Origin of the sequence: Catenovulum sediminis, from assembly GCF_007289895.1 — a bacterium.
GTDB classification, from domain to species: Bacteria; Pseudomonadota; Gammaproteobacteria; order Enterobacterales; family Alteromonadaceae; genus Catenovulum; species Catenovulum sediminis.
Window position 1 is genome coordinate 2,780,967 of the sequence record NZ_CP041660.1, and the last position, 25,206, is coordinate 2,806,172.

The 25,206-nt window shown below is 39.8% G+C and carries 23 protein-coding genes; 22 read left to right on the plus strand and 1 reads right to left on the minus strand.

Annotation, left to right across the window (positions count from 1 at the left end):
• Nucleotides 1-17 precede the first annotated feature (17 nt).
• The 3 genes from parC to rraB are packed head-to-tail and all read left to right on the plus strand — an operon-like array spanning nt 18 to nt 3,423.
• Nucleotides 18-2,294, plus strand: coding sequence for a DNA topoisomerase IV subunit A (gene parC, locus FNT16_RS11585; protein ID WP_143871731.1), 2,277 nt, complete (start codon nt 18-20; stop codon nt 2,292-2,294).
• A gap of 26 nt (nt 2,295-2,320) precedes the next feature.
• Nucleotides 2,321-3,052, plus strand: a complete 732-nt coding sequence (locus FNT16_RS11590; protein ID WP_143871732.1) for a 1-acylglycerol-3-phosphate O-acyltransferase — start codon at nt 2,321-2,323, stop codon at nt 3,050-3,052.
• A 14-nt stretch (nt 3,053-3,066) separates the two neighbouring features.
• On the plus strand, nt 3,067-3,423 hold the full coding sequence (gene rraB, locus FNT16_RS11595; protein WP_143871733.1) for a ribonuclease E inhibitor RraB: 357 nt from the start codon (nt 3,067-3,069) through the stop codon (nt 3,421-3,423).
• A 56-nt stretch (nt 3,424-3,479) separates the two neighbouring features.
• Here the strand turns inward: rraB and FNT16_RS11600 are convergent, their stop codons facing one another.
• Nucleotides 3,480-4,118: a carbonic anhydrase gene (locus tag FNT16_RS11600; RefSeq protein ID WP_143871734.1), complete on the minus strand. Its 639-nt coding sequence runs from the start codon at nt 4,116-4,118 to the stop codon at nt 3,480-3,482.
• A gap of 333 nt (nt 4,119-4,451) precedes the next feature.
• Here FNT16_RS11600 and FNT16_RS11605 point away from each other — a divergent pair, with 333 nt between their 5' ends.
• The 19 genes from FNT16_RS11605 (at nt 4,452) to FNT16_RS11695 (ending at nt 25,205) form a co-directional block, all read left to right on the plus strand.
• Entirely contained in the window at nt 4,452-5,276 is an 825-nt protein-coding gene (locus FNT16_RS11605) for a flagellin N-terminal helical domain-containing protein (RefSeq protein ID WP_143871735.1), read from the plus strand.
• A 90-nt stretch (nt 5,277-5,366) separates the two neighbouring features.
• Nucleotides 5,367-5,804, plus strand: a complete 438-nt coding sequence (locus tag FNT16_RS11610) for a flagellar protein FlaG (protein ID WP_143871736.1) — start codon at nt 5,367-5,369, stop codon at nt 5,802-5,804.
• Nucleotides 5,805-5,834: 30 nt separating this feature from the next.
• Entirely contained in the window at nt 5,835-7,301 is a 1,467-nt protein-coding gene (fliD, locus tag FNT16_RS11615) for a flagellar filament capping protein FliD (protein WP_143871737.1), read from the plus strand.
• A 33-nt stretch (nt 7,302-7,334) separates the two neighbouring features.
• Nucleotides 7,335-7,772 carry a flagellar export chaperone FliS gene (gene fliS / locus FNT16_RS11620; protein WP_143871738.1) on the plus strand — a complete coding sequence of 146 codons (438 nt, stop codon included), beginning with the start codon at nt 7,335-7,337 and terminating at the stop codon, nt 7,770-7,772.
• On the plus strand, nt 7,729-8,100 hold the full coding sequence (locus tag FNT16_RS11625) for a hypothetical protein (RefSeq protein WP_143871739.1): 372 nt from the start codon (nt 7,729-7,731) through the stop codon (nt 8,098-8,100). Before fliS ends, FNT16_RS11625 begins: the two co-directional genes overlap by 44 nt.
• An 11-nt stretch (nt 8,101-8,111) precedes the next feature.
• Nucleotides 8,112-9,110, plus strand: coding sequence for a UDP-N-acetylglucosamine 4,6-dehydratase (inverting) (pseB, locus tag FNT16_RS11630; RefSeq protein ID WP_143871740.1), 999 nt, complete (start codon nt 8,112-8,114; stop codon nt 9,108-9,110).
• The gene (gene pseC, locus FNT16_RS11635) at nt 9,107-10,276 is read left to right on the plus strand and encodes a UDP-4-amino-4,6-dideoxy-N-acetyl-beta-L-altrosamine transaminase (protein WP_143871741.1); all 1,170 of its coding nucleotides are present in this window, start codon (nt 9,107-9,109) and stop codon (nt 10,274-10,276) included. Before pseB ends, pseC begins: the two co-directional genes overlap by 4 nt.
• Complete coding sequence (gene pseF, locus FNT16_RS11640; protein ID WP_143871742.1) at nt 10,273-10,971, plus strand: pseudaminic acid cytidylyltransferase; 699 nt, start codon at nt 10,273-10,275, stop codon at nt 10,969-10,971. Before pseC ends, pseF begins: the two co-directional genes overlap by 4 nt.
• A gap of 8 nt (nt 10,972-10,979) precedes the next feature.
• Nucleotides 10,980-12,014 (plus strand): glycosyltransferase family 9 protein, encoded by a 1,035-nt coding sequence (locus tag FNT16_RS11645; protein ID WP_143871743.1) that lies wholly within the window; start codon nt 10,980-10,982, stop codon nt 12,012-12,014.
• A gap of 34 nt (nt 12,015-12,048) precedes the next feature.
• Nucleotides 12,049-13,125, plus strand: a complete 1,077-nt coding sequence (gene pseI, locus FNT16_RS11650) for a pseudaminic acid synthase (RefSeq protein ID WP_143871744.1) — start codon at nt 12,049-12,051, stop codon at nt 13,123-13,125.
• The gene (gene pseG / locus FNT16_RS11655) at nt 13,109-14,170 is read left to right on the plus strand and encodes a UDP-2,4-diacetamido-2,4,6-trideoxy-beta-L-altropyranose hydrolase (RefSeq protein WP_185976582.1); all 1,062 of its coding nucleotides are present in this window, start codon (nt 13,109-13,111) and stop codon (nt 14,168-14,170) included. The genes pseI and pseG overlap by 17 nt, the downstream gene beginning before the upstream one ends.
• 390 nt (nt 14,171-14,560) lie before the next feature.
• The gene (locus FNT16_RS11660) at nt 14,561-15,106 is read left to right on the plus strand and encodes a GNAT family N-acetyltransferase (protein ID WP_143871746.1); all 546 of its coding nucleotides are present in this window, start codon (nt 14,561-14,563) and stop codon (nt 15,104-15,106) included.
• A 5-nt stretch (nt 15,107-15,111) separates the two neighbouring features.
• Entirely contained in the window at nt 15,112-15,342 is a 231-nt protein-coding gene (locus tag FNT16_RS11665; RefSeq protein ID WP_143871747.1) for an acyl carrier protein, read from the plus strand.
• Between the two features lie 16 nt (nt 15,343-15,358).
• Entirely contained in the window at nt 15,359-16,102 is a 744-nt protein-coding gene (locus FNT16_RS11670) for an SDR family NAD(P)-dependent oxidoreductase (RefSeq protein ID WP_143871748.1), read from the plus strand.
• On the plus strand, nt 16,102-17,577 hold the full coding sequence (locus FNT16_RS11675; protein ID WP_143871749.1) for an AMP-binding protein: 1,476 nt from the start codon (nt 16,102-16,104) through the stop codon (nt 17,575-17,577). Before FNT16_RS11670 ends, FNT16_RS11675 begins: the two co-directional genes overlap by 1 nt.
• Nucleotides 17,564-18,628, plus strand: a complete 1,065-nt coding sequence (locus tag FNT16_RS11680) for a LuxE/PaaK family acyltransferase (protein WP_143871750.1) — start codon at nt 17,564-17,566, stop codon at nt 18,626-18,628. Before FNT16_RS11675 ends, FNT16_RS11680 begins: the two co-directional genes overlap by 14 nt.
• Entirely contained in the window at nt 18,612-19,808 is a 1,197-nt protein-coding gene (locus FNT16_RS11685) for an acyl-CoA reductase (RefSeq protein ID WP_143871751.1), read from the plus strand. Before FNT16_RS11680 ends, FNT16_RS11685 begins: the two co-directional genes overlap by 17 nt.
• Nucleotides 19,809-19,833: 25 nt before the next feature.
• Nucleotides 19,834-23,385 carry a motility associated factor glycosyltransferase family protein gene (locus FNT16_RS11690; protein ID WP_143871752.1) on the plus strand — a complete coding sequence of 1,184 codons (3,552 nt, stop codon included), beginning with the start codon at nt 19,834-19,836 and terminating at the stop codon, nt 23,383-23,385.
• A gap of 32 nt (nt 23,386-23,417) precedes the next feature.
• Nucleotides 23,418-25,205 (plus strand): sulfatase-like hydrolase/transferase, encoded by a 1,788-nt coding sequence (locus tag FNT16_RS11695; RefSeq protein WP_143871753.1) that lies wholly within the window; start codon nt 23,418-23,420, stop codon nt 25,203-25,205.
• Nucleotide 25,206 lies beyond the last annotated feature (1 nt).

Below are 25,206 nucleotides of genomic sequence, written 5' to 3' on the forward strand. Positions count from 1 at the left end.
AATAAGATGAATCCAAAATGTCAGAAATAAGTGAAATTAGTGAAGATGGCATTGAACGCCTGGCGCTAAGAAAATTTACCGAAGATGCGTACCTGAATTATTCAATGTACGTCATTATGGATAGAGCATTGCCGCATATTTCAGATGGATTGAAACCCGTACAACGCCGCATTATTTATGCAATGTCTGAGCTGGGCTTATCAGCCGCCGCAAAGTATAAAAAATCAGCGCGTACGGTTGGTGATGTATTGGGTAAATTTCATCCGCATGGTGACTCAGCTTGTTACGAAGCAATGGTGCTAATGGCTCAACCTTTTTCTTACCGTTATCCATTAGTTGACGGTCAAGGAAACTGGGGCGCGCCGGATGATCCTAAATCGTTTGCTGCGATGCGTTATACCGAAGCTAGGTTGTCTAAATTTGCAGAAGTTTTGTTATCTGAATTAGGCATGGGAACGGTCGATTGGGGACCCAACTTTGACGGTACACTACAAGAACCGGTTAATCTTCCTGCTCGTTTACCTCATATTTTATTAAATGGTGTGACCGGTATCGCTGTGGGTATGGCAACAGACATTCCCCCACATAATGTTAGAGAGGTGGTGGCTGCAGCGCGTTATTTGTTAGATCACCCGAATGCTGGAATCGAAAAACTGATGAGCTTCGTACCGGGGCCAGATTATCCAACTGAAGCTGAAATCATTACGCCGACTGCAGATATCCGTAAAATTTACGAAACGGGGCGTGGCTCTATCAAGATGCGTGCGGTGTACGAAATTGAGCAGGGTGAAATCGTTATTACCGCGCTGCCACACCAAAGTTCGAGTGGTAAAATTTTAGAGCAAATTGCACATCAAATGCAGGCTAAAAAATTACCTATGGTTGCAGATTTAAGGGATGAATCCGATCATGAAAATCCAGTGCGCTTGGTGGTTGTACCGCGCTCTAACCGAGTTGACAATAAAACCTTGATGCAACACCTGTTTGCAACGACAGATTTGGAAAAAAGCTATCGCGTTAACCTGAATATGATCGGGTTAAATAGCCGGCCGCAGGTAAAAGGACTGGCTGAAATTTTAAATGAATGGCTGCAATTCAGATTAAACACAGTTACCAAAAGGCTGCAATACAGGCTGGATAAAGTTTTAGCGCGTCTACATATATTAGAAGGTTTATTAATTGCCTTTCTAAATATAGATGAAGTGATTCATATTATACGTACTGAAGACCAACCTAAACCTGTATTAATGGAAAGGTTTGCGTTATCTGATAAACAAGCTGAAGCTATTTTAGAGCTTAAATTGCGCCATCTTGCCAAACTAGAAGAAATGAAAATTACTGGTGAGCAAGATGAATTGGAAAAAGAGCGCGAGTGGTTACAAGGGATATTGAGGTCTGATGCCGAGCTGAAAAAGCTGGTTAAAAAAGAATTGGCGGCAGATGCAGAAAAGTATGGTGATGATAGACGATCACCAATTGTCGAGCGCCTCGAGGCGAAAGCATTAAGTGAAAAAGACCTAGTGCCCAGTGAGCCTGTTACTGTCATCGTTTCAGAGAAAGGCTGGGCACGCTGTGCAAAGGGCCATGATGTTGATGTTGAAGGCTTAAATTATAAAGCGGGTGATCAGTTTTTATCTGCTGATACAGGTCGCTCCAACCAACAATCTGTGTTTGTCGATTCAAGTGGACGTGCATTTTCAACCGATACCCATACGTTACCTTCAGCTCGCGGGCAAGGTGAACCTTTATCGGGTCGATTTACCATAGCAGCTGGTGAGCGAATTGAACATGTGGTGATGGGAAATCCAGATGACTCTTATTTAATGGTCTCAGATGCGGGTTATGGTTTTGTTATCAAATATGCGGACATGGTCAGTAAAAATAAAAACGGCAAAGCCGTTTTGACATTGCCAACCAATGCCAAAGTAATTCGACCACAGCTTGTGCTAAATCCGGATAATAAGCTGATTGTAGCCATTTCAAACGAGGGGCGAATGTTATTGTTCCCGGTAGCTGATTTACCTTGTTTGTCTAAAGGCAAAGGTAACAAAATAATCAGCATATCTTCTGAAAGAGCACGTAATCGGGAAGAATTTATCCGCCACATAAACGTGATCGGCATGGAAGATTCTTTAGTGTTAGTTGCTGGTAAGCGTAAAATGACGTTAAAACCGGATGATTGGTCTCATTACACAGGGGAGCGAGGACGCCGCGGCAATAAACTGCCCCGTGGTCTTCAACGAGTAGATGAGTTGCTGATTGAATCAGCGGAAACTAAAAATGAAGCAGAATAATATTCTGGATTAAAAGGTACATATTAGTGTTAGCAGTTATTCGTATTATTTTGCTGGGGATCTTTGTGATTATCGCCAGCATATTGGGAATATTATTTTGTTTAATCAGGCCATTTCATCGTAATAATGTTTATTGGCTTGGGCAACTGTACAGCAAAGCTTCGAAAATAATCGGGGTGAAGTTGGTCGTTCGTCATCATCCAGAAGCCGTTGAAACTAACCCCGCTGTTTTTATTGCAAATCATCAAAACAGTTATGATATTTTTACCCTGTGTGGCAGTGTGCTGCCCAGCACGGTAACCATTGGCAAGAAAAGCCTCAAGTGGATACCATTTTTTGGCCAGTTATATTGGCTTGCCGGTAATATACTGATAGACAGAGAAAATCGTAAAAAAGCAATGGCTGCGCTAAAACGCTCTAGGGATACTATTTTAAATAAAAAAATATCAGTTTGGATGTTCCCGGAAGGAACACGTTCTTACGGGCGCGGTTTACTGCCATTTAAACGTGGTGCTTTTCAATTGGCACAAGCGGCTGATGTACCTATCGTACCAGTGGTGATGAGTACCACTGAAAATAAAATAGATCTGAACAAATGGTCTAATGGCACGGTTATTATTGAAGTCATGGCACCACGAGCTTTGACAGATGAACAGAAAAAGAATTTGAAACAAGCATGTGAAGATTTTCATGCAATCATGCTAAATAAACTAAACGAACTAGACTCTGAAGCAGAGCAGTTGCAACCTAAACAATAAAAAAGGTAACGACAATGGATTATTATGAAAATCCGCAAGCTTTTAGCCAAACCGTGATTGCAGCTTTACTCGAAGATGGGAGTGATCCGAGTGCTATCTATACAATCGAGCACCACTTCTCTTCCAGTGATTTTGATCGCTTAGAAAAAGCCGCTGTAGCTGCTTTTAAATTAGACTACGAAGTTTCAGATGCTGAAGAGTTCGAAACAGATGATGGTCAGGAAATTTTGGCGTTCGATGTTTTTGCAGAAGCTAAACTTGAACTAGCAGAAATAGAAAAGCAGGTCGCTCAAATGGAAGACATTGCCCGCCAGTATAAAATACAGTACGACGGGTGGGGAACCGAGTTTTTGCCGTTGGATGATGAATAGCAGAAGGTGAAAAAGTCACCTTCTTACTGGTTCGACAAATTCGACAAATGGTTTTATTACTTTTCTAAAAACTCAGGATAAGCTTCTTCTAAAGAAATAAATGACGCTTTAGACTCATCAAATACATTGACTGAGCCTTTTTTAATGTCATAAACCCAGCCGTGCAATGTAACTTCTTGTTGCGCAAGTTGCGCTGCAACCGAAGGATGTGTTCTCAAATGTTGTAATTGCATTAAAACGTTGGCTTCAATTACCTCATCTATATGTACAGGCTCTAGTTTGCCGTATTTCGCTTTAACGATATCACCAGCAGCTCGGCAATGACCTAACCAGTTTTTTACATGTGGTACAGCGTCTAACCCAGTTGGATCGATGACACCTTTCATTGCGCCACAATCGGTGTGCCCACATATCACAATATGCTTAACCCCTAAAACGGCTACCGCAAATTCGATAGAGGCTGTCATGCCGCCGGTTGTATTGCTATGTGGGGGAACTACGTTGCCTGCGTTGCGACAAATAAATAAGTCGCCCGGCTCTGAATTAGTCAACAAATTCGGATCAATTCTAGAGTCAGCGCAGGTTATAAACAGAACCTCAGGGCTCTGGCCGTTCGCTAATTCTTTAAACAGCTCTTTTCTGGCCGGATACCCGTGTTTTTTAAATGCCATTACGCCGCGAATTATCTCTTCCACAATATGACCTCATTTAATTAATACCAATAAAATTGCTCGCTATATTAAATGAAAATGAGGTTATTTTTCCATTTTAAATTGAACTTTGAATTATCTAACTGATTTTTATAGGATTTATTTTTCAAATTATTTTATAAAAAATCCTAAAGTTTCTTCAGAAGTGGCCGATAACTATAAATGAGGGGAATTTTAATATTTGATCTTTGGTTGAGGGGCCGGATTTCAAATTTAATTGAGGCGACTCAAAGGTTATACCTAATTGAGTTGAATTTTAAGCGAGCTGTTTCATATAGGTTTGAGGGAACCTGATTCAGTTCTCAGGAGGTAACTACTATGGGTATGTTTGTAAATACTAATGTTTCATCATTAAATGCTCAGCGTCAGTTGATGAACTCATCAAATGGTTTAAATACTTCATTTGAACGTTTATCTTCAGGTTTTCGTATTAACCGTGCTGCAGATGATGCCGCGGGTATGCAGATCTCTGAGCGCATGACCAGCCAAATTCAGGGCTTAAACCAAGCGGTACGAAATGCTAACGATGGTATTTCAGTTGTACAAACGGCTGAAGGTGCGATGCAAGAAATTACTTCTTCGTTGCAACGTATTCGTCAGTTGGCTGTGCAATCACAAAACGGTATTAACAGTTCATCTGACCGTGCAGCACTACAAAAAGAAGTATCTGCGTTAAAAACGGAAATTAGCCGTATTGGCGCAAATACGCAGTTTGCCGGTGTAGATGTTTTAACGGGTGGGTATTCTGCAGCATTCTTAGTGGGTGCAAATGGCGGTCAAACGATTTCGGTTAATCTGTCTCGTTCTGGAGGGTATGGTGCCTCTGGTTTAAGTCTAGCAAGTACAACGGTTGCAACGGTCGCTGGTGCATCAGCAGCGTTAACAGCAATTGATACAGCTATCTCGACAATTGGTGCTGCACGAGCGGATTTAGGTGCTTTGCAAAATCGTTTTCAATCGACTATTCGTAACTTGAGTAATGTTATTGAAAACGTATCTTCAGCCCGTTCTCAAATTCGTGATACAGACTTTGCGACAGAAACAGCTGAATTAACACGTAATCAAATCGTTCAACAAGCCAGTATCTCTGTCTTGAGTCAAGCCAATCAACGTCCACAAAGTGCATTATCTTTATTGGGGTAATGAATTGATTTTTGGTTGAAGATTGATGAGCTTTGGTTAATACGTTTTGCAAAGCCTTCAATCTGCCTCAACTAAAAATGGGAGGTGATTATGGATATTGATGTATCGCAAAGTGGCAATGTTTTTGCTTACTCTGGTTCAAATCCCGCATCAAGAAGGTATTCTGAAGAAAACCGTCAGAATACTGACGATTCATTTGCGTCTAAGCAAAGTGAAACTAAGATTAATATAGCGGATTTTACTAAAGTTGATGGCGAACAGGCCGATAAAGCTAGTAGGGCTGAACAACAGGATCTTGATACTGCAGTTGCAGATGTTGCTGATTTTATACAGGCGCAAAATCGACAGCTCGATTTTTCGTTTGATGAAAATAGCAATAAATCGATTATCAAGGTCACTGATTCTGAATCTGGCGAAATTATTCGTCAAATACCGTCAGAAGAAATGTTAAAGTTGGCCGAAAGAATTAATGAGCTTCGTTCTGATGCAGGTGAAGCAATAGGAGTGCTCGTTAATCGGCAAGTATAATTGATGTAGTTAACTGGAAAAGAGGTTGTCATGGGCATTCAGTCAATTGGCGTAGGTTCAGGTTTAGATTTAAGCGGTTTAGTGCAACAACTGCTGGAAGCTGAGCGTAAACCCAAACAAGACAGATTAGATGCTCGTGAAGAAAACCTTGAAACGGTTATTTCTGCAATTGGTAGCTTGAAGTCAAAAATGGACGACTTTCAAGCCTCCGTTAAAGACTTGCGTGATAGCACCAACTTACAAAGCCGCAAAGCAGTAGTAACTCATCCCGATGTTGCTGAAGATGAATCTGGACCATTTACGGCAGAAGCGTCAAACAGTGCAACGCAAGGCTCGTATAAAATATATGTCGAAGAACTCGCTTCAGGCAGTCGTTTGCAAACGGCAAATGCAGCATTTTCAAGTTCTTCTGATGTGATCAGTTCTAGCGCAGGATCGCTCACTTTCAAAATAGGCTCAACCGGTGATAGTTTTTCTGTTGCGGTAACCGCCGGGATGACCCTGTCGCAGTTGCGCTCAGCGGTAAACTCAGCAACCGGTAATGATTTTGGCATCAATGCTAGTTTGGTTGACACTGGGACAGCGAATGGAACTAAACTGGTTTTTACTTCAGAAACAACTGGTACCGGAAATGATCTCAGTATCGTTAACGACAATGACATCGCAGAATTAGAACAAATCGCGACTGTTGATTCTACTGAAGTGACCACTTACGGCAATGTGAGTATACAATCAGCCACTAACGCAAAAGCCAATATTGATGGTATTGATGTTGAAAGCGAAACCAACGAATTTGAAAATGTAATTCAAAACGTCTCTTTTGAAGTATTTGAAAAAAGCTCTAAAGATTCAGTGGGTGACTTTATACCGTCAACATTAGAGGTTGGTTATGACAAAGACGGTCTTAAAAACAAAATTACTGACTTTGTCGATAACTATAATGCAATTCAAGATGAGCTTGCTAGCTTAACCAAATACGGTATTTCAGAACTAGAAGATGATGGCGCGTTAGCCGGTGATTATATGGTGCGTGGTATTCAATCTGGATTAAGTTCTATAATCACGGAGAATGTCAGTGCCTCTGCGCTTGGTAGCCTGTTTCAAATTGGTATCTCGTTTGATGATGACGGCAAATTAGAAATCTCCGAAACCGATGAATTTGGTTTTGGTAGTGGTCAGGATTTATTAGACGACGCACTGGAAGATAATTTTGATGATATTGCTTCGTTGTTTTCTGATGACGATGAAGGGATTGCCAACAAACTATATGACTATGTTTATGAATATACGACTTTTGGTGGCTTATTAAGAACACGCGAGCAATCTTTTAAGGATGAAAAAGATCTGCTGTCAGATGAGCGAGAGCGATTTGAACTACGTATGGCTGACTATGAGCAGTTATTGCGAGATAAATACATAAATTTAGATTTAACAGTGGCCAAATTGCAGCGCACAGGCAACGCGCTGAATGCTTCACTGGCATCTGCATTTTTATAAAAAAGATTAACGAAAAGAGAATAGGTGAGCTAAATGTTTAAACGTGGTATTAATGCTTATAAGCAAGGTAATATTAAGCAGCAAATTGCGCAAGCCGATCCGCATCAAATTACGTTAATGCTGATGCAGGGGGCATTGGATAAGATGGCTTACGCTAAAGGTTGCATGGAGCGCAAAGAGCATGAAAATAAATCCATCCATTTATCTAAAGCATCTGCGATTCTTGTTAACTTGCGAGATACATTGGATTTTTCTGTCGAAAGTGAAGTGACAGATAACTTATATGCACTGTATGATTACATGATTAACCGCTTAACAGATGCGCATGTGCAAAATAGCACCCAAATTATGGATGAAATTATCGCATTAATGTTGCCAATTAAAACTGCTTGGGCGTCCATTCCTGAAGAAGCTAAACAGGAAGCATATGAATTACAAAGACAAAGACAGCAAGAGCAAAGTGCAGTCTAGTAGTGTGGAAACACTCTCGATTGAAGGATTAAATCACGCTTATACCCCACCAGAACTCGCCTTGTTAAATACACAGCTCGTTGAGATAATCAATGAAGACGAGCTGGACAGTGCAAATTTGTTGAAGCTGATAGAGCAAAGAGACGAATTAATTCAAGGTCTGTTAGACACGTTTAAAAACCTCGAACAACAAAAAGAATTTGCGTTAGCTGAACGAGACGTCAATAATAGATTGATTACGCTTTGTAATCAGTTATTTAAGCAATCTGAGTCCGCGCTTATGCAGCTTGTAAAAGGGCAAAAAGCGATCAAAAAATACAAAAAATAGAGAACATCATAGTGTTTGACGGCAAATCAATTTTAGTAACGGGTGGCACAGGTTCATTTGGCCGGTGTTTTATAAAACATCTGCTAACACATTATAAACCGCATAAGCTCATTGTATTTTCTCGAGATGAATTGAAACAATTTGAGATGCAGCAAGAGTTTACCAGCCCTGTTATGCGATATTTTATCGGCAACGTGCGTGATAAAGATAGGCTGATTACGGCGATGCGGGACGTTGATTATGTCGTGCATGCTGCTGCTTTAAAACAAGTGCCTGCGGCAGAATATAATCCTATGGAGTGCATCAAAACCAATATAATGGGTGCACAAAATGTGATAGAAGCGGCGATTGAAGCGAATGTTCGACGTGTCATTGCATTATCTACTGATAAAGCAGCAAATCCAGTTAATCTGTATGGTGCGACTAAACTTGCTTCGGATAAATTATTTGTCGCCGGCAATAATATTTCGGGTGCGCATGGTACCCGTTTTGCGGTCGTTCGTTATGGTAATGTTGTTGGCTCTCGCGGTTCAGTTGTGCCATTTTTCCGCAAGTTAATCAATGAGGGTAAATTACCTTTACCGGTAACACATCCGGAGATGACACGTTTTTGGCTGCGCTTAGAGCAGGGCGTTGAATTTGTTGTTAAAAGTTTTCAGCGCATGCAAGGTGGTGAAATTTTTGTTCCCAAAATACCATCTGTACGTATTCTCGATTTGGTCGAAGCCATGAGTGGTACAAGAGAATATGAAGCAGTCGGCATTCGCCCCGGCGAAAAATTACATGAAATAATGGTTCCGGAAGAAGTGGCGCATCACTCGTTGGAATTTGACGACCATTATGTGATTACGCCCCCGATTCGTTTTTTTGAGAAAAAGCTTGAATATAGCCATAATCGTTTGGGCGAAGAAGGTCAAAAAGTCAGTGAAAAGTTTGAATATCACTCTGGCACCAACCCTGAATTTTTAACTTTGCAGCAATTGATTGAGCTGGATAAAAATATTTTATGATCCCATATGGTAAACATTCTATCGATCAGCAGGATATATTGGCCGTTGTAGATGTTTTAGAAAATCAATTTTTAACCCAGGGCAAGCAGGTACCGGCTTTTGAAGAGGCTTTGTGCCAATACACTGGCGCTCAATATGCACTGGCAGTAAATAGCGCGACTTCTGCACTACATGTTGCCTGTTTAGCATTAGATGTTAAAGCGGGCGATATAGTCTGGACAACCCCAATCACCTTTGTTGCAACTGCAAACTGTATTCGATTTTGTGGTGCTGATGTTGATTTTGTGGATATTAATCCACGTAGCCGAAATCTTTGCCCGACAGCTTTAGCGCAAAAATTAGAAATCGCGCAAGCAGAAAAGCGCCTTCCTAAAGCCATTATCGCGGTTCATTTTGCCGGTTATAGCTGCGAGATGCAGCAAATTTACACCTTATGTCAGCAACACGGGGTAAAGGTCATCGAAGATGCCTGCCACGCACTGGGCGGTGATTATCAGGGTAAAAAAATAGGTAATTGTCGTTATTCCGACTTTACCGTTTTTAGTTTCCACCCGGTTAAATCAATTACCACAGCTGAAGGCGGCGCGCTATTGTCAAATCAGCAGAGGTTGATTGAGCGTGCAACTTTGTTTGCGAAACACGGTGTAACGCGCGAACAAGCACAAATGCAAGATGTAGTTGAAGGCCCGTGGTGTTATCAGCAAGTCGAATTAGGATTTAACTATCGAATGAGCGATTTGCAGGCTGCTTTAGGCATTACCCAGCTTGCCAAATTAGATGCATTTATAGCGCGGCGCAGGACCTTAGCCGATAATTATTTTAATCATTTGGAAAATTTACCGCTTCAGTTACCCGATAAAAAGCAGTTAGCCGAAAGTGCCTGGCATTTATACGCGGTTGAATTAAAAGGGCAAAATCGCTTACAAGTTTATCAATTGTTACAGCACGCTGGAGTGCACGCGAATGTGCATTATTCACCGGTGCATTTACAACCTTATTACCAAAAGCTTGGATTTAACAAAGGCGACTTTCCAGCCGCTGAACATTACGCAGAACACACTTTAACGATACCGCTGTTTCAAAGTATGACGGATGAACAGCAATTACATGTCGTACAAGCACTAGAGCAAGCATTAGAACAAGCACTGCGGGATTGTACAAAATGAATATCGCGATCATACCCGCTCGTGGTGGTAGCAAGCGCATTCCTAAAAAGAACATCCGGCCGTTTGCGGGCAAACCACTTATTGCCCACAGTATTCAAGTTGCGCAACAAGCGAAAATATTTGACCATATCATGGTATCAACAGACAGTGACGAGATTGCCGAAGTTGCGCGTGAATATGGCGCTGAAGTGCCTTTCATCAGGCCCGAAAATTTAGCGGATGATTTCACTGGAACGCGGCCGGTAACCAATCACGCCATTCAGTATTATTTAAAGCAAGGAATTGACCTTAACTACGCCTGCTGTATTTATGCAACAGCCCCTTTGTTAACAGCCGAATATTTAATGCAAGGCTATCAAGCTCTACAAGCGCAAAAAGACAAAGCGTTTGCATTTTCGGTCTGCACTTTTCCATTTCCTGTACAACGCGCGCTCAAACAACACAATACGGGTGTGACCGCTATGTTTCCCGAGTCCATTGGCAAACGCTCACAAGATTTAGAAGAAGCATTTCATGATGCAGGACAATTTTATTGGGGAAGAGTTGAAGATTATTTATCTAAAAAAGGTATGTTTTCCGAGCACAGTGTGCCCATTATGATGCCTAGATTTTTAGTACAGGATATAGATACACTTGAAGATTGGCACACAGCTGAGCTGATGTATAAAGCTCACCAACTTAAAGAAAGCGAATAGGAAAATTTATGAGCAGCACAGAAAAACCGTTAAAAATATTAATTATCCGCTTACTCAATCTGGCTGATGTGGCAGCAATAGGTGTACCTGCTTTACGATACTTTAAACAACAAAACCCGTCAGCCGAGTTTACGTTTTTAACTTTTTCGCAAGGTGCTGAAGTGATTCAACTGGCCGAACCAGACTGCCGTGTTATGCAACTGGCAAGAGATCAATGGCCAGAAGATTTTATTCCGGCGATGGAAGCATTTTTGGGGTTGGCTGAACAAATTGTGGGTGAAGCATATGATCAAATTATCAATTTAGACACCAGCTTTATGGCCTGTTTTTTAACCCGCTTTTTAAAAGATGCGGGTGAGCGTGCAATGGGGAATTATCTAAGCATCTCAGTTCAGGAATTGATTGAACAATTTCAAAAACAAGCACTGAAGCCTGAGTATGTTAATCAACCCAGCGCCTACCTGGAGAGCACCTTTAGTGCGATGCACAAATGGTTTACGCCTTGGTGGGAAGCCGAGTACTTACCAAACGAAGGTTACCCAGAACACTTTCTGGTGACATGTTGCGGTTTTGATCGTTTGCAGATGAATATGTCTATTCCAGTGACAGCAGATAAGAAATTAACTCAAGCTGGGCAGGGTAAAAAAACGATTGCTTTAGCGGGTAATGCGTTGCCTAACTATCCACACATGCAAGTGGTTAAAAAGCGTTTGCTTGAACTGGGCTATCAGGTTTGGAGCGAACCTTTTACCGATATGCCGATAAAAGAAAAACTGGAAAAGCTGGCCGCCTGTGATTTATTAATTACACCGCCAAGTGAATTGCTGTGGTTGGCAAAAACGGTTAACTGCAAAGTATTATTAATATCCGGTGCGACACAACCACAAATGATTATGCCTGATTTTGCCACAGATCCAACTGGAGAGTGCGCTGCTTGTTTGTCACAATTAACGGGTCAAAGCCCGGTCTCTCCCTGTAATTGTATTTCGGCCGATGAAATCATGAAATGTGTCGATGAGATATTTACTAAACATGATGGCTGATCATTTTACAGAATGAAGGCAGAAGATAAGCGAAATGAAAGAAATCAAAATTGGAAAATGTACGCTCGGCCCAGCGCATAACCCCTTTATTATTGCCGAGCTATCAGGTAATCATAACCAAGATTTAAATTTGGCAAAAGATATGGTGCAGGCAGCTGCAAATGCAGGGGTAGATGCAATTAAATTGCAAACCTATACTGCTGATTCTATGACGTTGCCAATTGATTCAGATAACTTTCGTATACAAGAGAAAGATTCGTTATGGTACGGCGCACATTTACATGAGTTGTACCAAAAAGCCAGCACCCCATACGAATGGCATGCAGAACTATTTAGTTTTGCCAATTCATTGGGGTTAGAAGCTTTTAGTTCTCCATTTGATGAAGCTGCCGTCGATTTTTTAGAAACCTTGAATGTACCATGCTATAAAATTGCCTCTTTCGAATTGACAGACTTGCCACTAATTGAAAAAGCAGCAGCGACTGGCAAACCACTGATAATGTCTACTGGTATGGCGAGCGAAGCTGAAATTCAGCAAGCGATTGATACAGCACATCAAGCCGGCAATGCACAAATCATTATTTTAAAATGCACCAGTACCTATCCAGCCAGTGCAGAAAATACCAATTTGCTTACCATACCGGACATGCGGCAAAAATTTAACTGCCCAGTGGGTTTGTCAGACCATACACGCGGTATTGGTGTTTCAGTTGCTTCAGTGGCTTTAGGCGCTGTTGCAATCGAAAAACATTTTGTTTTAGACAGAACTGCCGGCGGGGTTGATGCCGAGTTTTCATTAGAAGCCGATGAGTTTTCTGCACTCGTTGAAGCCAGTGAGCTGGCCTTTAAAGCGTTAGGCAAAGTGACATATGGTGGCAGCCCGGCTGAGCGTAACAGTAAGTATTATCGGCGTTCGATATTTGCGTGCAGCGACATTAAAGCAGGCGAACCTTTCACCCGCGAAAACGTTAAAGTTGTTAGACCTGCATTAGGTTTAGCGCCAAAGCATTTTAAGCAGGTGTTGCAGAGCAACGCGACGCAGGATATCAAAGCAGGCACAGCGATTGACTGGCCACATTTACAAAATGCACATAATGCCGAGCAAAACTAATACACATTCTAAAGTTGTCTTTTTAACACAAGCTAACAGCTTATTGGGCTCTGGTCATTTAATGCGCTGTATTGCGCTGGCACAAGCCTGTGAAAAGGCTAGGATAGCGCCTGTTTTTGCACTGGATAAAAACAGCTTTATATTTGCTAAACAAAATCCTTTGTTCGATTACCCTGTTTATCTGATGGATGAACAGCAGGGAAGTCAAAAATCATTAGAGAAACTAGCACAGTATTGCAACCAGCAAACTATTGGTTATCTATTTATTGACGGCTATAACTTTAACCTTGAGTTTCGCCAGCAGCTATTTAAAGCTCTGCGTCAATATGCGTGTAACTGTCAGCTGATTAGCATAGATGACAACGCAGATCAGGCTAAAATGTTTACCGACTGGATTTTAAATCCATCAACGGATATTAACGCGATACCTGATTATTCTAAGATTGCCCCCGGTGCAAAATTAATGGCGGGTCATCATTATAGGTTATTGCGCAAAGAGTTTTCCCAACAACAAATTCTGCCATTAGATAAGCGCAGTGAAATTATTATCACTATGGGCGGTACCGATCCATTTTCATATAGCGTTAAAGTTTTAAATTTACTGGCGCAGTTAAATCTAACAGCACCTGTGCGCTGTATCGTGGCAAATGGTTTTGAAGATAAAACGCAATTAATAGCGCAAATTGAAAAGTTGCCGAGTAATTTTAGCTATACCGTTGCGCCGCACAATATAGCGGCTATATTTGCTAATGCTAAATTAGCCATTTCGGCAGCCGGTACTGCTCAGTTTGAATTATATGCCATGCAAACCCCCGCCATTTTAATTATTCTTGCTGACAATCAATATCGCAATACACAAAATGCGGCGCAAGATGGTTGGGCTAAAGTGCTTGATTTTAGGCAAACTTTTGATTCAGACAAAATGACACGTGCTATTCAAGAATGTTTAAACGAAACCACCTTGCTACACATGCAATCTAAAATTCAGCCAGGCAGCGCCGAGGGTGCAAAAAATGTTGTAAACACCTTGTTGAATGGAAAATAGGTTTGAGCTACGAGCTACGAGCTACGAGCTACGAGCTACGAGCCACGAGCAACGAGCGGTAAGTTGCGAGTTGAAAGTTGCAAGAGCAATGTAGGTCGACCCTTTAGGGCGACAATAAGTTACAAGTTAAAAGTTACAAGTTTCAAGAACAATGTAGGTCGGCCCTTTAGGGCGACAATTTTTTATACACTTGTCGGCATAAATACAGATCTACATGTCGGGCTAAAGCCACGACCTACATTAGGGCGACAATTTTTTATACATTTGTCGGCATAAATACAGCTCTACATGTCGGGCTGAAGCCACGACCTACATGTTTTGAAACTTGAAACTTACAACTCGCTGCTCGAAACCGCAAACGACATTGATAAGAAATTTAGGAATTTCAAATTGAAAGATTATTTATCGGGTTACGCTGTCGAACTTAATTCAGTAAGCCAAGACAATATGATGCTGTTATTTGAATGGCGAAACCAGCCTGAAATCAGATCGCAAATGGTGAATACTGAAAAGCTCGAATTGGCACAACATCAAAATTGGTTTGCAAAACTTGCAGCGCGCACAGAGCAAAAACATTATGTGATTTATTACAAACAACATGCAATTGGTTCGATAAATGTCAGAAGTACTGATGGACAGGCTATCAAGCAAACACGCGAAGCCGAAGTGGGTTTATACATAGGTGAAGAAAAATACCGCAACAATATTGTCGCGTTTGCGCCATCATTGCTTATCAACGACTATTTGTTTGAAAATTTGAATATTCAACAATTGCGCAGTAAAGTGCGAAGCCAAAATAAAGCGGCACTTAAATATAATCAACAACTGGGTTATCAACTCAAACCAATCGATGAAGATTTTACAGAAATCATTTTAACGGCCGATAACTATAAACAGACAACCCAACAAATAAAAGCTTGGTTAAGCCGAGGTTAAACTAGATGTTTGAAGATAAATTAAAACAAGCCTTTGTTAACGCATTATCAATAGAAGAAAATGAAGTGACAGCTGAACTGGCTTACAGTCAGCATCCAAAATGGGATTCGACTGCACATATGGTGCTGATCGCAGAATTAGAATCCAGCTTCGACATCATGCTCGATACAGATGACATTATCGACATGAGCTCGTATCAAAAAGCGGGCGAAATTATTCAAAAATATATCGCCTAAAAAAGGATAGAGCAGGGTGCAGCAAGATAAATCTATACTGATAGTCGGCGCAACGGGTGGCATTGGCTCACATACGGCCAAAGCACTGGCAAAACAAGGTTATGGGCTGATTATCAGCGCACGACACCTTGATAAACTTGAAAGTTTAAAAGCGCAATTGCTACAACTCGGTGCTGCCGGTGTGGAATGTTTTGTGCTGGATTTACAAGACAGCTCGGCAATTAAAGGCCTATTTCAGTTTATTCAAAAACAAGTTAAGCATTTATATGGGTTAGTTAATTGTGCAGGTACATTGCACGAATCGCCCTTGATGATGATACGGCCAGATGATATTCAAGCTCAAGTCAATCTGCACTTAACTTCATCTATTTTACTTGCGCAGTATGCAAGCCGTTTAATGGTGCGCAATAAACAAGGCGTGATCGTATTCTTGTCATCCGTGGTGGCAGCGCAAGGCGCAAGCGGTCAGGCATTATATGCAGCGTGTAAATCATCTTTATTCGGCTTAACTAAAAGTTTGGCCAAAGAGCTGGGCGGTCAGAACATACGGGTAAATTTAATTGAACCCGGTTTTATCGAAACAGAATTAGTTGCACATTATTCGGATGAACAAAGAGCCGAATTAAAACAACAAACGGCATTAAAAAGTTTAGGTCAAGCAGATGATGTTGCGCAGCTGATTAGCTTTTTAATCTCTTCAAAGGCGCGTTACATCACAGCACAGAATATCGCTGTAGATGGCGGGCTTGCATTAAGTTGATGATGGATTTTTGGTCTAAATCGCATTTTTTACAAGCGCCTAAAACGGCGTATATTGTCGATAGTATTGCAGGTGAAGACAGCAGCGCCATTGCTTATAGCTATCAACAAGTTGATAGCATGATTGATACTTTTATCAATGAACAAATTAAGCCGGATGTTTACACAGGTAAAAAAATTATAGCGATAGAAGCAAACAACCAGCTAGGGTGTTTAGTTGCTTATCTAGCCAGTTTACGACTCGGTTATTTGGTTATTTTTATTGATGCAAATTTATCGACTGAGCAGAAAAATAATCTCATCTCAGAATATGCAGTTGATTTGGTTTATCAGCCAAAAAAAACGCTAATCAGGCACAATAACAATAAGCACGGACAAACACAAAAAATTGCACCTCAGCTTGCACTTTTATTGTCAACCAGCGGTTCAACCGGTAGTCCTAAGATGGTCAAACTCAGTTATCAAAACCTGAGTGCAAACTGTCAATCAATTTGCCAGTTTTTACCCATTCAACAAACAGATAGTGTGATCACCACTTTACCCATGCATTATAGTTTTGGGTTATCTGTTATTCATACACACCTGTTTCGCCATAGTACCTTGATACTCAGTGACTTTGGTGTGATGGAAAAATCTTTTTGGCAATTATTTAAACAATACCAAGTGAGCTGCTTTTATGGCGTTCCATTTATTTATGAAATGCTGCAAAGGCTCAATTATAAAAGACTACCATTAAAGCAAGTGCGTTTTTTTGCACAAGCCGGTGGCAAAATGCGAGAAGCCCAGATACATCATTTGCATGGTTTTTTAACGGATAAACAACAGTTATTTATTATGTATGGGCAAACCGAGGCAACTGCGCGCATTGCCTACCTAGAGCCCGCAAAACTGCCAGCAAAAGCACATTGTATTGGCCAAGCGATTCCGAATGGCCAGTTAAAATTGATTAATGAAAATGACTTAGCCGCCGATACAACTGCTAGAACAAGCGGTGAATTGTGTTATCGCGGTGACAACGTATTTTGTGGGTATGCACATTCAAGCGCAGATTTAGCTGAACTTGAAACAATAGACTGGCTAAAAACGGGCGATATCGCCACACGAGATACCGACGGTGATTATTGTATTATCGGGCGAACTAAACGCTTTATAAAAATTGTTGGCAAACGTATCAATTTAGACGAGATCCAAAGTTGGTTGGATAAACGATACCCAGCCATTTGCCCGGTAGGCAAAGATGATTTGTTGATCTTAACCCGTTGCAAGCGATTTGAAAGTGAAATCGAAAGTGAAATCGAAAGCGAAATTGAAAGTGAATTGGCCGAGCAATTAGCGCTATTTCTAGGCTGTCATCCGCGTTATATAAAACAGGTACAAATACCCGAGATGCCAATAAACACAAACGGTAAAATTGATTTTATGCAACTGAATAAAATTGCGCTTCAAGCATTGGAGAATCAAGATGCAAATGGCTAGTTTAGTTAACATGCCGGTTTACGGGCTTAACAAACTGGAAAAAAAGCAATTTTTAACAGCAAGATTGTTGGAGCTTACACAACATCATTATCAACATTGTGGTGAATATAAAAGGCTATTACATTGCATTGGCGAAACCTGTATGCCCAAAGATGCAGAGCATATTCCACCAGTCGCCGCGCGCTTGTTTAAAGAATATCAATTAAAAAGTATCGACGAAGAAGAAATCTTTCGTTTGATGCGCTCATCTGGTACGCATGGCAGTCAATCGAGTATCTATCTAGATGCGGACTCTGCTAAATTGCAAAGTCAGGTACTGGTTAAAATTTTACAGCATTGGTTAGGCAAAGCACGCAGACCCATGCTATTGATTGATGCTGCACAAAGTGTACAGAATAAAAATGGCATGACAGCACGGGCTGCTGGGCTACAAGGTTTGTCGTTTTTCGGGCGGAATCACTGTTATGCATTAAACTCAGATATGCAACTGGATGTTGCGCGTATAACCGAGTTTTTTCAGCGATATGAGCAAGAGAACATATTAATATTTGGTTTTACATTTATTGTGTGGCAGCAATTTATTCAACAGCTTGAAAAACTAAACCTAAAATTTAATTTGCAAAATGCGACTTTGATACACGGTGGTGGTTGGAAAAAAATGCAACAACAAGCAGTCAATGACGCTCTGTTTCAGCAGCACATCAAAAATCGTTTAGGAGACGTAACCGTGCACGATTACTACGGCATGGTTGAGCAAACAGGCACAATCTACATGCAGTGTGAGCATGGATATTTGCACGCGCCTGTATGGTCAGATGTGATGATTCGTGACACAAACGACTTGCACTTATTACCTTTTGGTGAAAAAGGTTTGATACAGGTTAATTCAACTTTACCAACCAGCTACCCAGGGCACTGCATTTTAACAGAAGATCTGGGGGTGGTTCATGGCGAAGATGATTGCCAATGTGGCCGTTTAGGCAAATATTTTACTGTGCATGGCAGAGTACCCAATGCGCAGGTAAGGGGGTGTAGTGATACATTCTCTTAAATTTATCGAACAGGTTAAATGGCACCTTAAAAGTGATGTTTTTATACAGCCACAAACGAATCTTGCTTGGCAAGATGAGATAGTGGATGCGGTCAATGGATTATCAGCCTTTATCCTCAAACAGCCCAGCTTAAAGGCTTACCCTGAAATCATTGCACTGGCATTTTGGTTTAGAGGCGCCCACCTTAAACAACTACAACAGCAAGGTTTGCAAGCCAGTGATAAAAACGGTAACGGTAAAATAGCTGGCAAGGTGTTCCATATTGCGCCGGCCAATGTGGATACCGTGTTTTTATACTCAGCGCTGTTGTCGGTTTTATGTGGCAATCAAAATATTGTCAGAGTGAGTGGACGCAGTGGTGAAGTGACGCATATCTTAATCGAAATTATAAAACTTTATGCTGAGTCTGAGCTGGGAAAAACACTTGCTCGTTACCTATCAATAGTTGAATATTCAGCACAACTGAATAATGTTACCGCTCAACTCAGTCGCTGGTGTGATCTGCGCGTAGTATGGGGCGGCGATACAACAATAGAGTTAATCAGTGCGATTGAACCAGACACAAAACAGTTGAGTTTTCCTGATCGATACTCAATTGCACTTTTGACCTTGCCCGAATCAAATTCAATCGAAGCAACCGCGCAAAATTTTTTAACCGATATACTGCCGTTTAACCAACAAGCTTGTTCTTCACCAAAAGCCATCTATTGGTTAAATGTAGATGAAAATAAACAACAAGATTTTTGGCAATCCGTACAACAATTGTTGCCCAAAAATAAAAATCAGCTGACGATGAGCAATAAAGTTGAACAGCATATCTTGTTACAAAAACTCGCGGTTTCGCATGGTATTGAATTAGCTCAACATTCTGGCAAGTCATTTGCTAAGATCCAGAGTGTAGGCCCACTTGGACATTGCAAAGTCAAAAATTTGACTGCTGAGATGCTGATCGAACACAGCGGTAATGGTTTGGTGTTAGAAATGCAAATAGAAACACCACAACAAATTGAAAATAATGATAAATTACAAAGTCTTTTGCTAGACGTTGAAGTTAAAGACGTCGAAGTTAAAGAATGCGCGCTGAATTTAGGTAAACGACAAGCGCAATTGGGTAAAGCATTAGAATTTGATGTTTATTGGGATGGCATCAATCTGATTGAATCTTTCACCTTAAATTAAAAAATAATGGTATCGGAATAAATAGATGTTAAAAGATATTCGCTTACATATAGAACAAGATGAAGAGAAACAAAGCGAAATCGAAGCTGAACTTGCAGCAGATATTCAGCGACAGCATAGCAGAAATATTCAAGCTTTTAGTTACCATATTCCCAGCTTGTTGAGTTTTGTACAAAATATTCGCACCAGTAATATCAGTCTTTTTTGCAATCGTTTTGGGCAAAGAAACATTGTTGACTACGGTAATGGGCGAACTTTATATGGCCTAGACCCAAAAGCAGAAATACACCAGCAATTTAACGCATTTTGTCGTTTCCCGCAGTACGTGGCACTGAATGAAACACTGGAAAATCAGTCAAGCAATATAGCGCTCAAAAAAGCGACCAAATTAGAAGACTTACCGCATTACCAAACTTATCTAGAACGAAGTGCACTCCCTAAAGAAATAGATGTGCTTGTGGTATTGGGGTTGGGGATGGGGCAGCACATCGTTGAGTTGCTCAATTCACGGAACATTAAACATTTGGCAATTTATGAGCCAGAACTTCAATATTTTCAGTGTTCTGTTATGGCGATCGACTGGGAGCTGATTCTTGATACCGCGAAATCTAAAGGTACAGCGATTTATTTGCAGATTGGAAAAGATGGCCGTGATTTGCTGGCGGATGTATCTGAGCTTAACCAGCATTTTCCCTTTGATGGCTTTTATCTTTACCCGCATTATCATCATCCAGTTTTCGACTCACTGGCTGTGTCACTACGAGACTTTGGCTGGCAAAAATGTATGGCGCAGGGTATAAATTATCAGCAGCAACAAGCAGATAACTACCTGCCAATTTGGACACAATCTATCGATTTAACAAATTTAGCTTCGATACCAGATGCGGGTATGCCAGATACAGACAGGAAAACAGACGGGAAAACAGACAGCGTTTTTGCAAAAAATATTGCTGCATTCAAAAAATACTACCCACAAATCGCTAAAGAATTTTCTGATTACCAACCGAATAATTGGCTTCCTGTTGTTAACCAAGAACAACAAATAAACTTGATTGAAAAAAAATCATTAACCAGTTGGCATGGCGATAACCCTAAACAAGAGTGCGAACAAAATTTTGAAAACTTTTGCCGTTACCCAAATAAAGACGGTTTGGTGCTAGGGTATAAAGGGACCAAGCTTAAACATTATTTACACTATCAATTTGTTGCCGAAACAGAAAAAATTCTAGAAGAGATAGAAGAAGAAGCTGGCAATTTACCACAAGATATCAAATCACTGATTGTTTTTGGCGTAGGTACGGGTTATCAGCTGGAGTGTCTATTTAATCATCACCAAGTTGAAAACTTATTTATTTGTGAACCCAACCGCGACTTTTTTTATGCCTCTTTATATAGCATCGACTGGGCACAGTATTTAAAACAAATTGATGAATCTGGCGGGCGCTTATATTTAAATATTGGTGATGATGGTACGCATTTATTCAGAGATTTGCTCAACCAGTTTTATTCAATCGGCCCATATATACTGGCTAATACCTACTTTTATCAAAGTTATTACAACTCGAACTTGGTTGCCGCGATTGCACAACTTAGAGAGCAGTTACAAGTTGTAATTTCAATGGGCGAATATTACGACCATGCAAGATACGGTATCGCGCATACAACAGAAACAATTGCACGTGGCTATCCGTTTTTAATTCAAGAGGCAGATAAAAAGCTAAGCTATCAAGATAAAGAAGTACCGATATTTTTAGTGGGTAACGGCCCTTCTTTAGATCAAAGCATTGAAACAATTAAAGAGTGGAAAGCGCAAGCAATTATCGTTTCGTGCGGCACTGCCTTAATGCCTCTATATAAAAATGGCATCGTGCCAGATTTTCACGCAGAGATAGAGCAAAATAGATCGACTTTTGACTGGATTTGCCGGATTGGCGATTTTGATTATTTAAAACAAATTAGCTTGATCAGCTGTAATGGCATACACCCAGATACTTGTGATTTGTTTAAAGACGTCTATCTAGCATTTAAAGAAGGGGAGTCGTCGACCGTATCGGCCATTGAGGTGATTGGAAAAGGCCTATACGAAGAATTGCAGTTTGCGTTTCCAACTGTTGCAAATTTTGCACTGAATATATTTACCAAAATGGGATTTAACCAAGTTTATTTGTTTGGCATCGATTTGGGTTTTTACGATAAAACTAAACACCACTCAACCCAGTCTGGTTATTATAAAGAAAATGGCGAGCAGATGTATGACTACGAAGCCAAAAACAATACCTCTATGGTGGTGCCCGGAAATTTTAGACCGACTGTTTTTACTAAACACGAATTCAAAGTTTCGAAAACGATATTAGAACAAACATTAGCCCAGCGAAAAGTAGATTGCTTTAACTGTAGTGATGGGGCTTTGATTGTGGGGAGTGTGCCCTTAGAAGCTGAATTGGTATTATTGTTATTAGATTCCAAGTACAAAAAAGATTGTCTTCTTCATATTAGGTTTAATGCATTTTCAAACAGTAAATGTTCGGGATATGATGGCAAGTATCAACATAAATATAGTGAACTCATTCTAAAAATGGAAATTGATGCTTTGTTAGCAAAGAGCAGTGATTCTTCTGGCATCCCCGATGTTGATGAATTAATCCGTTTCCATAAAGAGTTGTTATTTTCTTCATATAGCCGTGGTCAGTCATTGTTATTCTATTACTTATATGGAACTGTGAACTATATGAATTCAGTTCTTCTTAAAGCAATGTATTCTAGTGAGGCTAATGTGTTTATTGGCCACCTCCTATCAATCTGGCATAAATATCTAAATAAAATTAAAAAAGACTTAGATATTCGATATCAAGCCTACGATAGTAGTTCTTCTTTCGCGACTGATCGAGAATATAAATTAATTATGCATAAGAAAAATCTCGTTGACTTTAAAGTCGAGGTGTTGGATTGCACATATAAAAGCATATTGAAGCGCTTTGTTGAACATAATTTTTCTAACAGCGCACTTAACTGTGAAAAGGTTCATCTAGCATACTTTGGTAATAGGACAACCTACAATGACTATACTCAAACCTTTGTTAGCGATTCAAAAACTTTAGTCGGTTTTTCAAACTTAACATTTGGACAAGACTTAAAAACCCTGTATTACAGCTGTAACCCAAAAGATTCTTATTTCTGGTGGCTTAGTTATGACAATTTACAATTAAATGATGTAGTGACTGGCAAAGTTCCTATTGCGTCTCCGCATAGAAGTTATTTTTACGCGAAATTTATCCATAGTATGGATAACATTTTTTTATTTTTACCTAAATACAATTTTGTTGAGCAGGAGTATTTAAATGCAGACGCTGTGGAAACACTAAACTATATATGCAATCAGCTAGAGTTTGTTAAGTCTTTTGTTGAGTTTTTTGACTATATCGCCGTTCCAAAAAAAGGCATTGATACGAAGGATTGTGTTTTAGATGCAGTTGGTAATAGAGGGTGTATTATTGAATCCCCAATTGATATTGAAGTATTGATTGGAAAGAGCGTGTCGTTGAGAGAAGCAAAAAACATATTGGATTCTATTAATTAAAAGCTTAAACACAACAAAAGAGATTTACTCGATTGGCTATTATATTGTATCTCACACTTACCTTAATTTTTTTAACGATTGTTAAGTACTTAAAATCGTCAAGAGGTGCTATCTATCGATTTATTGGATTGTCTGATGTAAATTGGAGCGCATTTTTATCACTTATACTCTGGTTTGTATCGGATTTTATTAAGTCAGATACCGCAAGTTTAGCTATTTTGATTATGCTACTAATTTTAGGCTTGATTCTAATTATAGATGCCGCTTTATTTGTTCAGTACAAAATCGAAGTCAATATTCAAACAGTAAAATGGTTTATGAGTGGAAGCAAAGGGATACTAAAAGGCAGTGGTCATTTTTGGAATTTTTTTTGGGGTAAACCGCTTTCATTCGGTGGCTTTATATTTTTGTTTGCTATTTTTCTGTATGTATTCTTTTATGATAGGTTCTTTTCGCAAAGTAATGTTTTAATAGCAACGGGTAAGGAATGCTTGGATAACATTTTAATTTTACCGTTTACTCTAGCCTTATTATTACTAAACTTAGTGAAAATGTCTTTTCGCCCCAAAAGTTCTTTTTTTAATATAAGTAGCATTATTTCTAGTCTGTTTGTACATCCAAAATTATTCAAATTGCCTAAAGTAAATAACAATGATTTAAATACTTTACTTCGACCGAGTGAACAAAAAAAATCCGCTTTCTTTTCCTCATGTTCAGGAGCCAATGTAATTCTATTTACAGTTGAGTCAATGGGGAATTATATTGCGACAGATAATGGAAAATATATTCGCTCTAGGTTGGTTGAGAGGTTTCAGAATGGGCTTTGGTATTCGAAAGCACACTACAGTCTTTGTCCAAATACAACTGTATCTACAAATCAAATATATACGGGGAAGTATTCTAATAATCCATATAACAAGGCTGATTCAGTGTTTTACGGAGGAGAGCCAGAGCATTTAACAGTATTGAAAAGATTGGGATATAAAACTATGTTCCTAGATAGTGCTGATATCAAGCTTTACAATTATGACCGTTTACTCAAGCGTATCGGTTTTGACCGTATTTGGGGGACAGATGACCTGCCAGCAAAGAGAAATGGTGATTATCGTCTATTAGATATGGTTGAGCCTATAGTGAAAGAAATCGAAGGTGACAAACCATTTTTTTTGCATGTGATAAATGATCAAACCCATATGCCTTATCAAATTATTGATAAGAAAAAGTTCAATCGATTTAAAGGGGATGGAAAAAAGTCTGAATATTTAAATGCATTAGATGAAGTCGATTTTATATTGAGTGAATTTTTAAAAAAATTGGAAAGGAAAGTCGATTTATCTAATACCATAATGATTTTAACTGGAGATCATGGGGAGTCCTTCGGGGAGTTTGGGTATTATTTTCATAGTAACTCTGTGGTTCCTGAACAAATTACAGTTCCATTTTGGCTTCAACATCAGAAGCTACCAAGTAGACTGCTTGAACATTCATCTCATTTCGATTTATTTCCTACGATTTTTGATTTACTGGGGATCGAATACAGTCATTTTTCATTGGGGCGTAGCTTGGGGTTAAACGAAAGAGAGCGACCTTGCGAATATTTTTTTCACTCTGCAACGTTAAAGGGTAATACGCCAGCTAATTTCAGTTTAATTCAAAATGATACTATGATTTGGTTAGATAAATTTTATGGTAAAAGTCGAGTATTCAAGCACAACAACACTCAATGGAATGAATGTATAAGTCATGGAAATTCGAAAGATTTAGAAAATAGATTGTGGCTATATTTGTATGAAAATGATCTGGCTTTGAAAGATGTGTAGC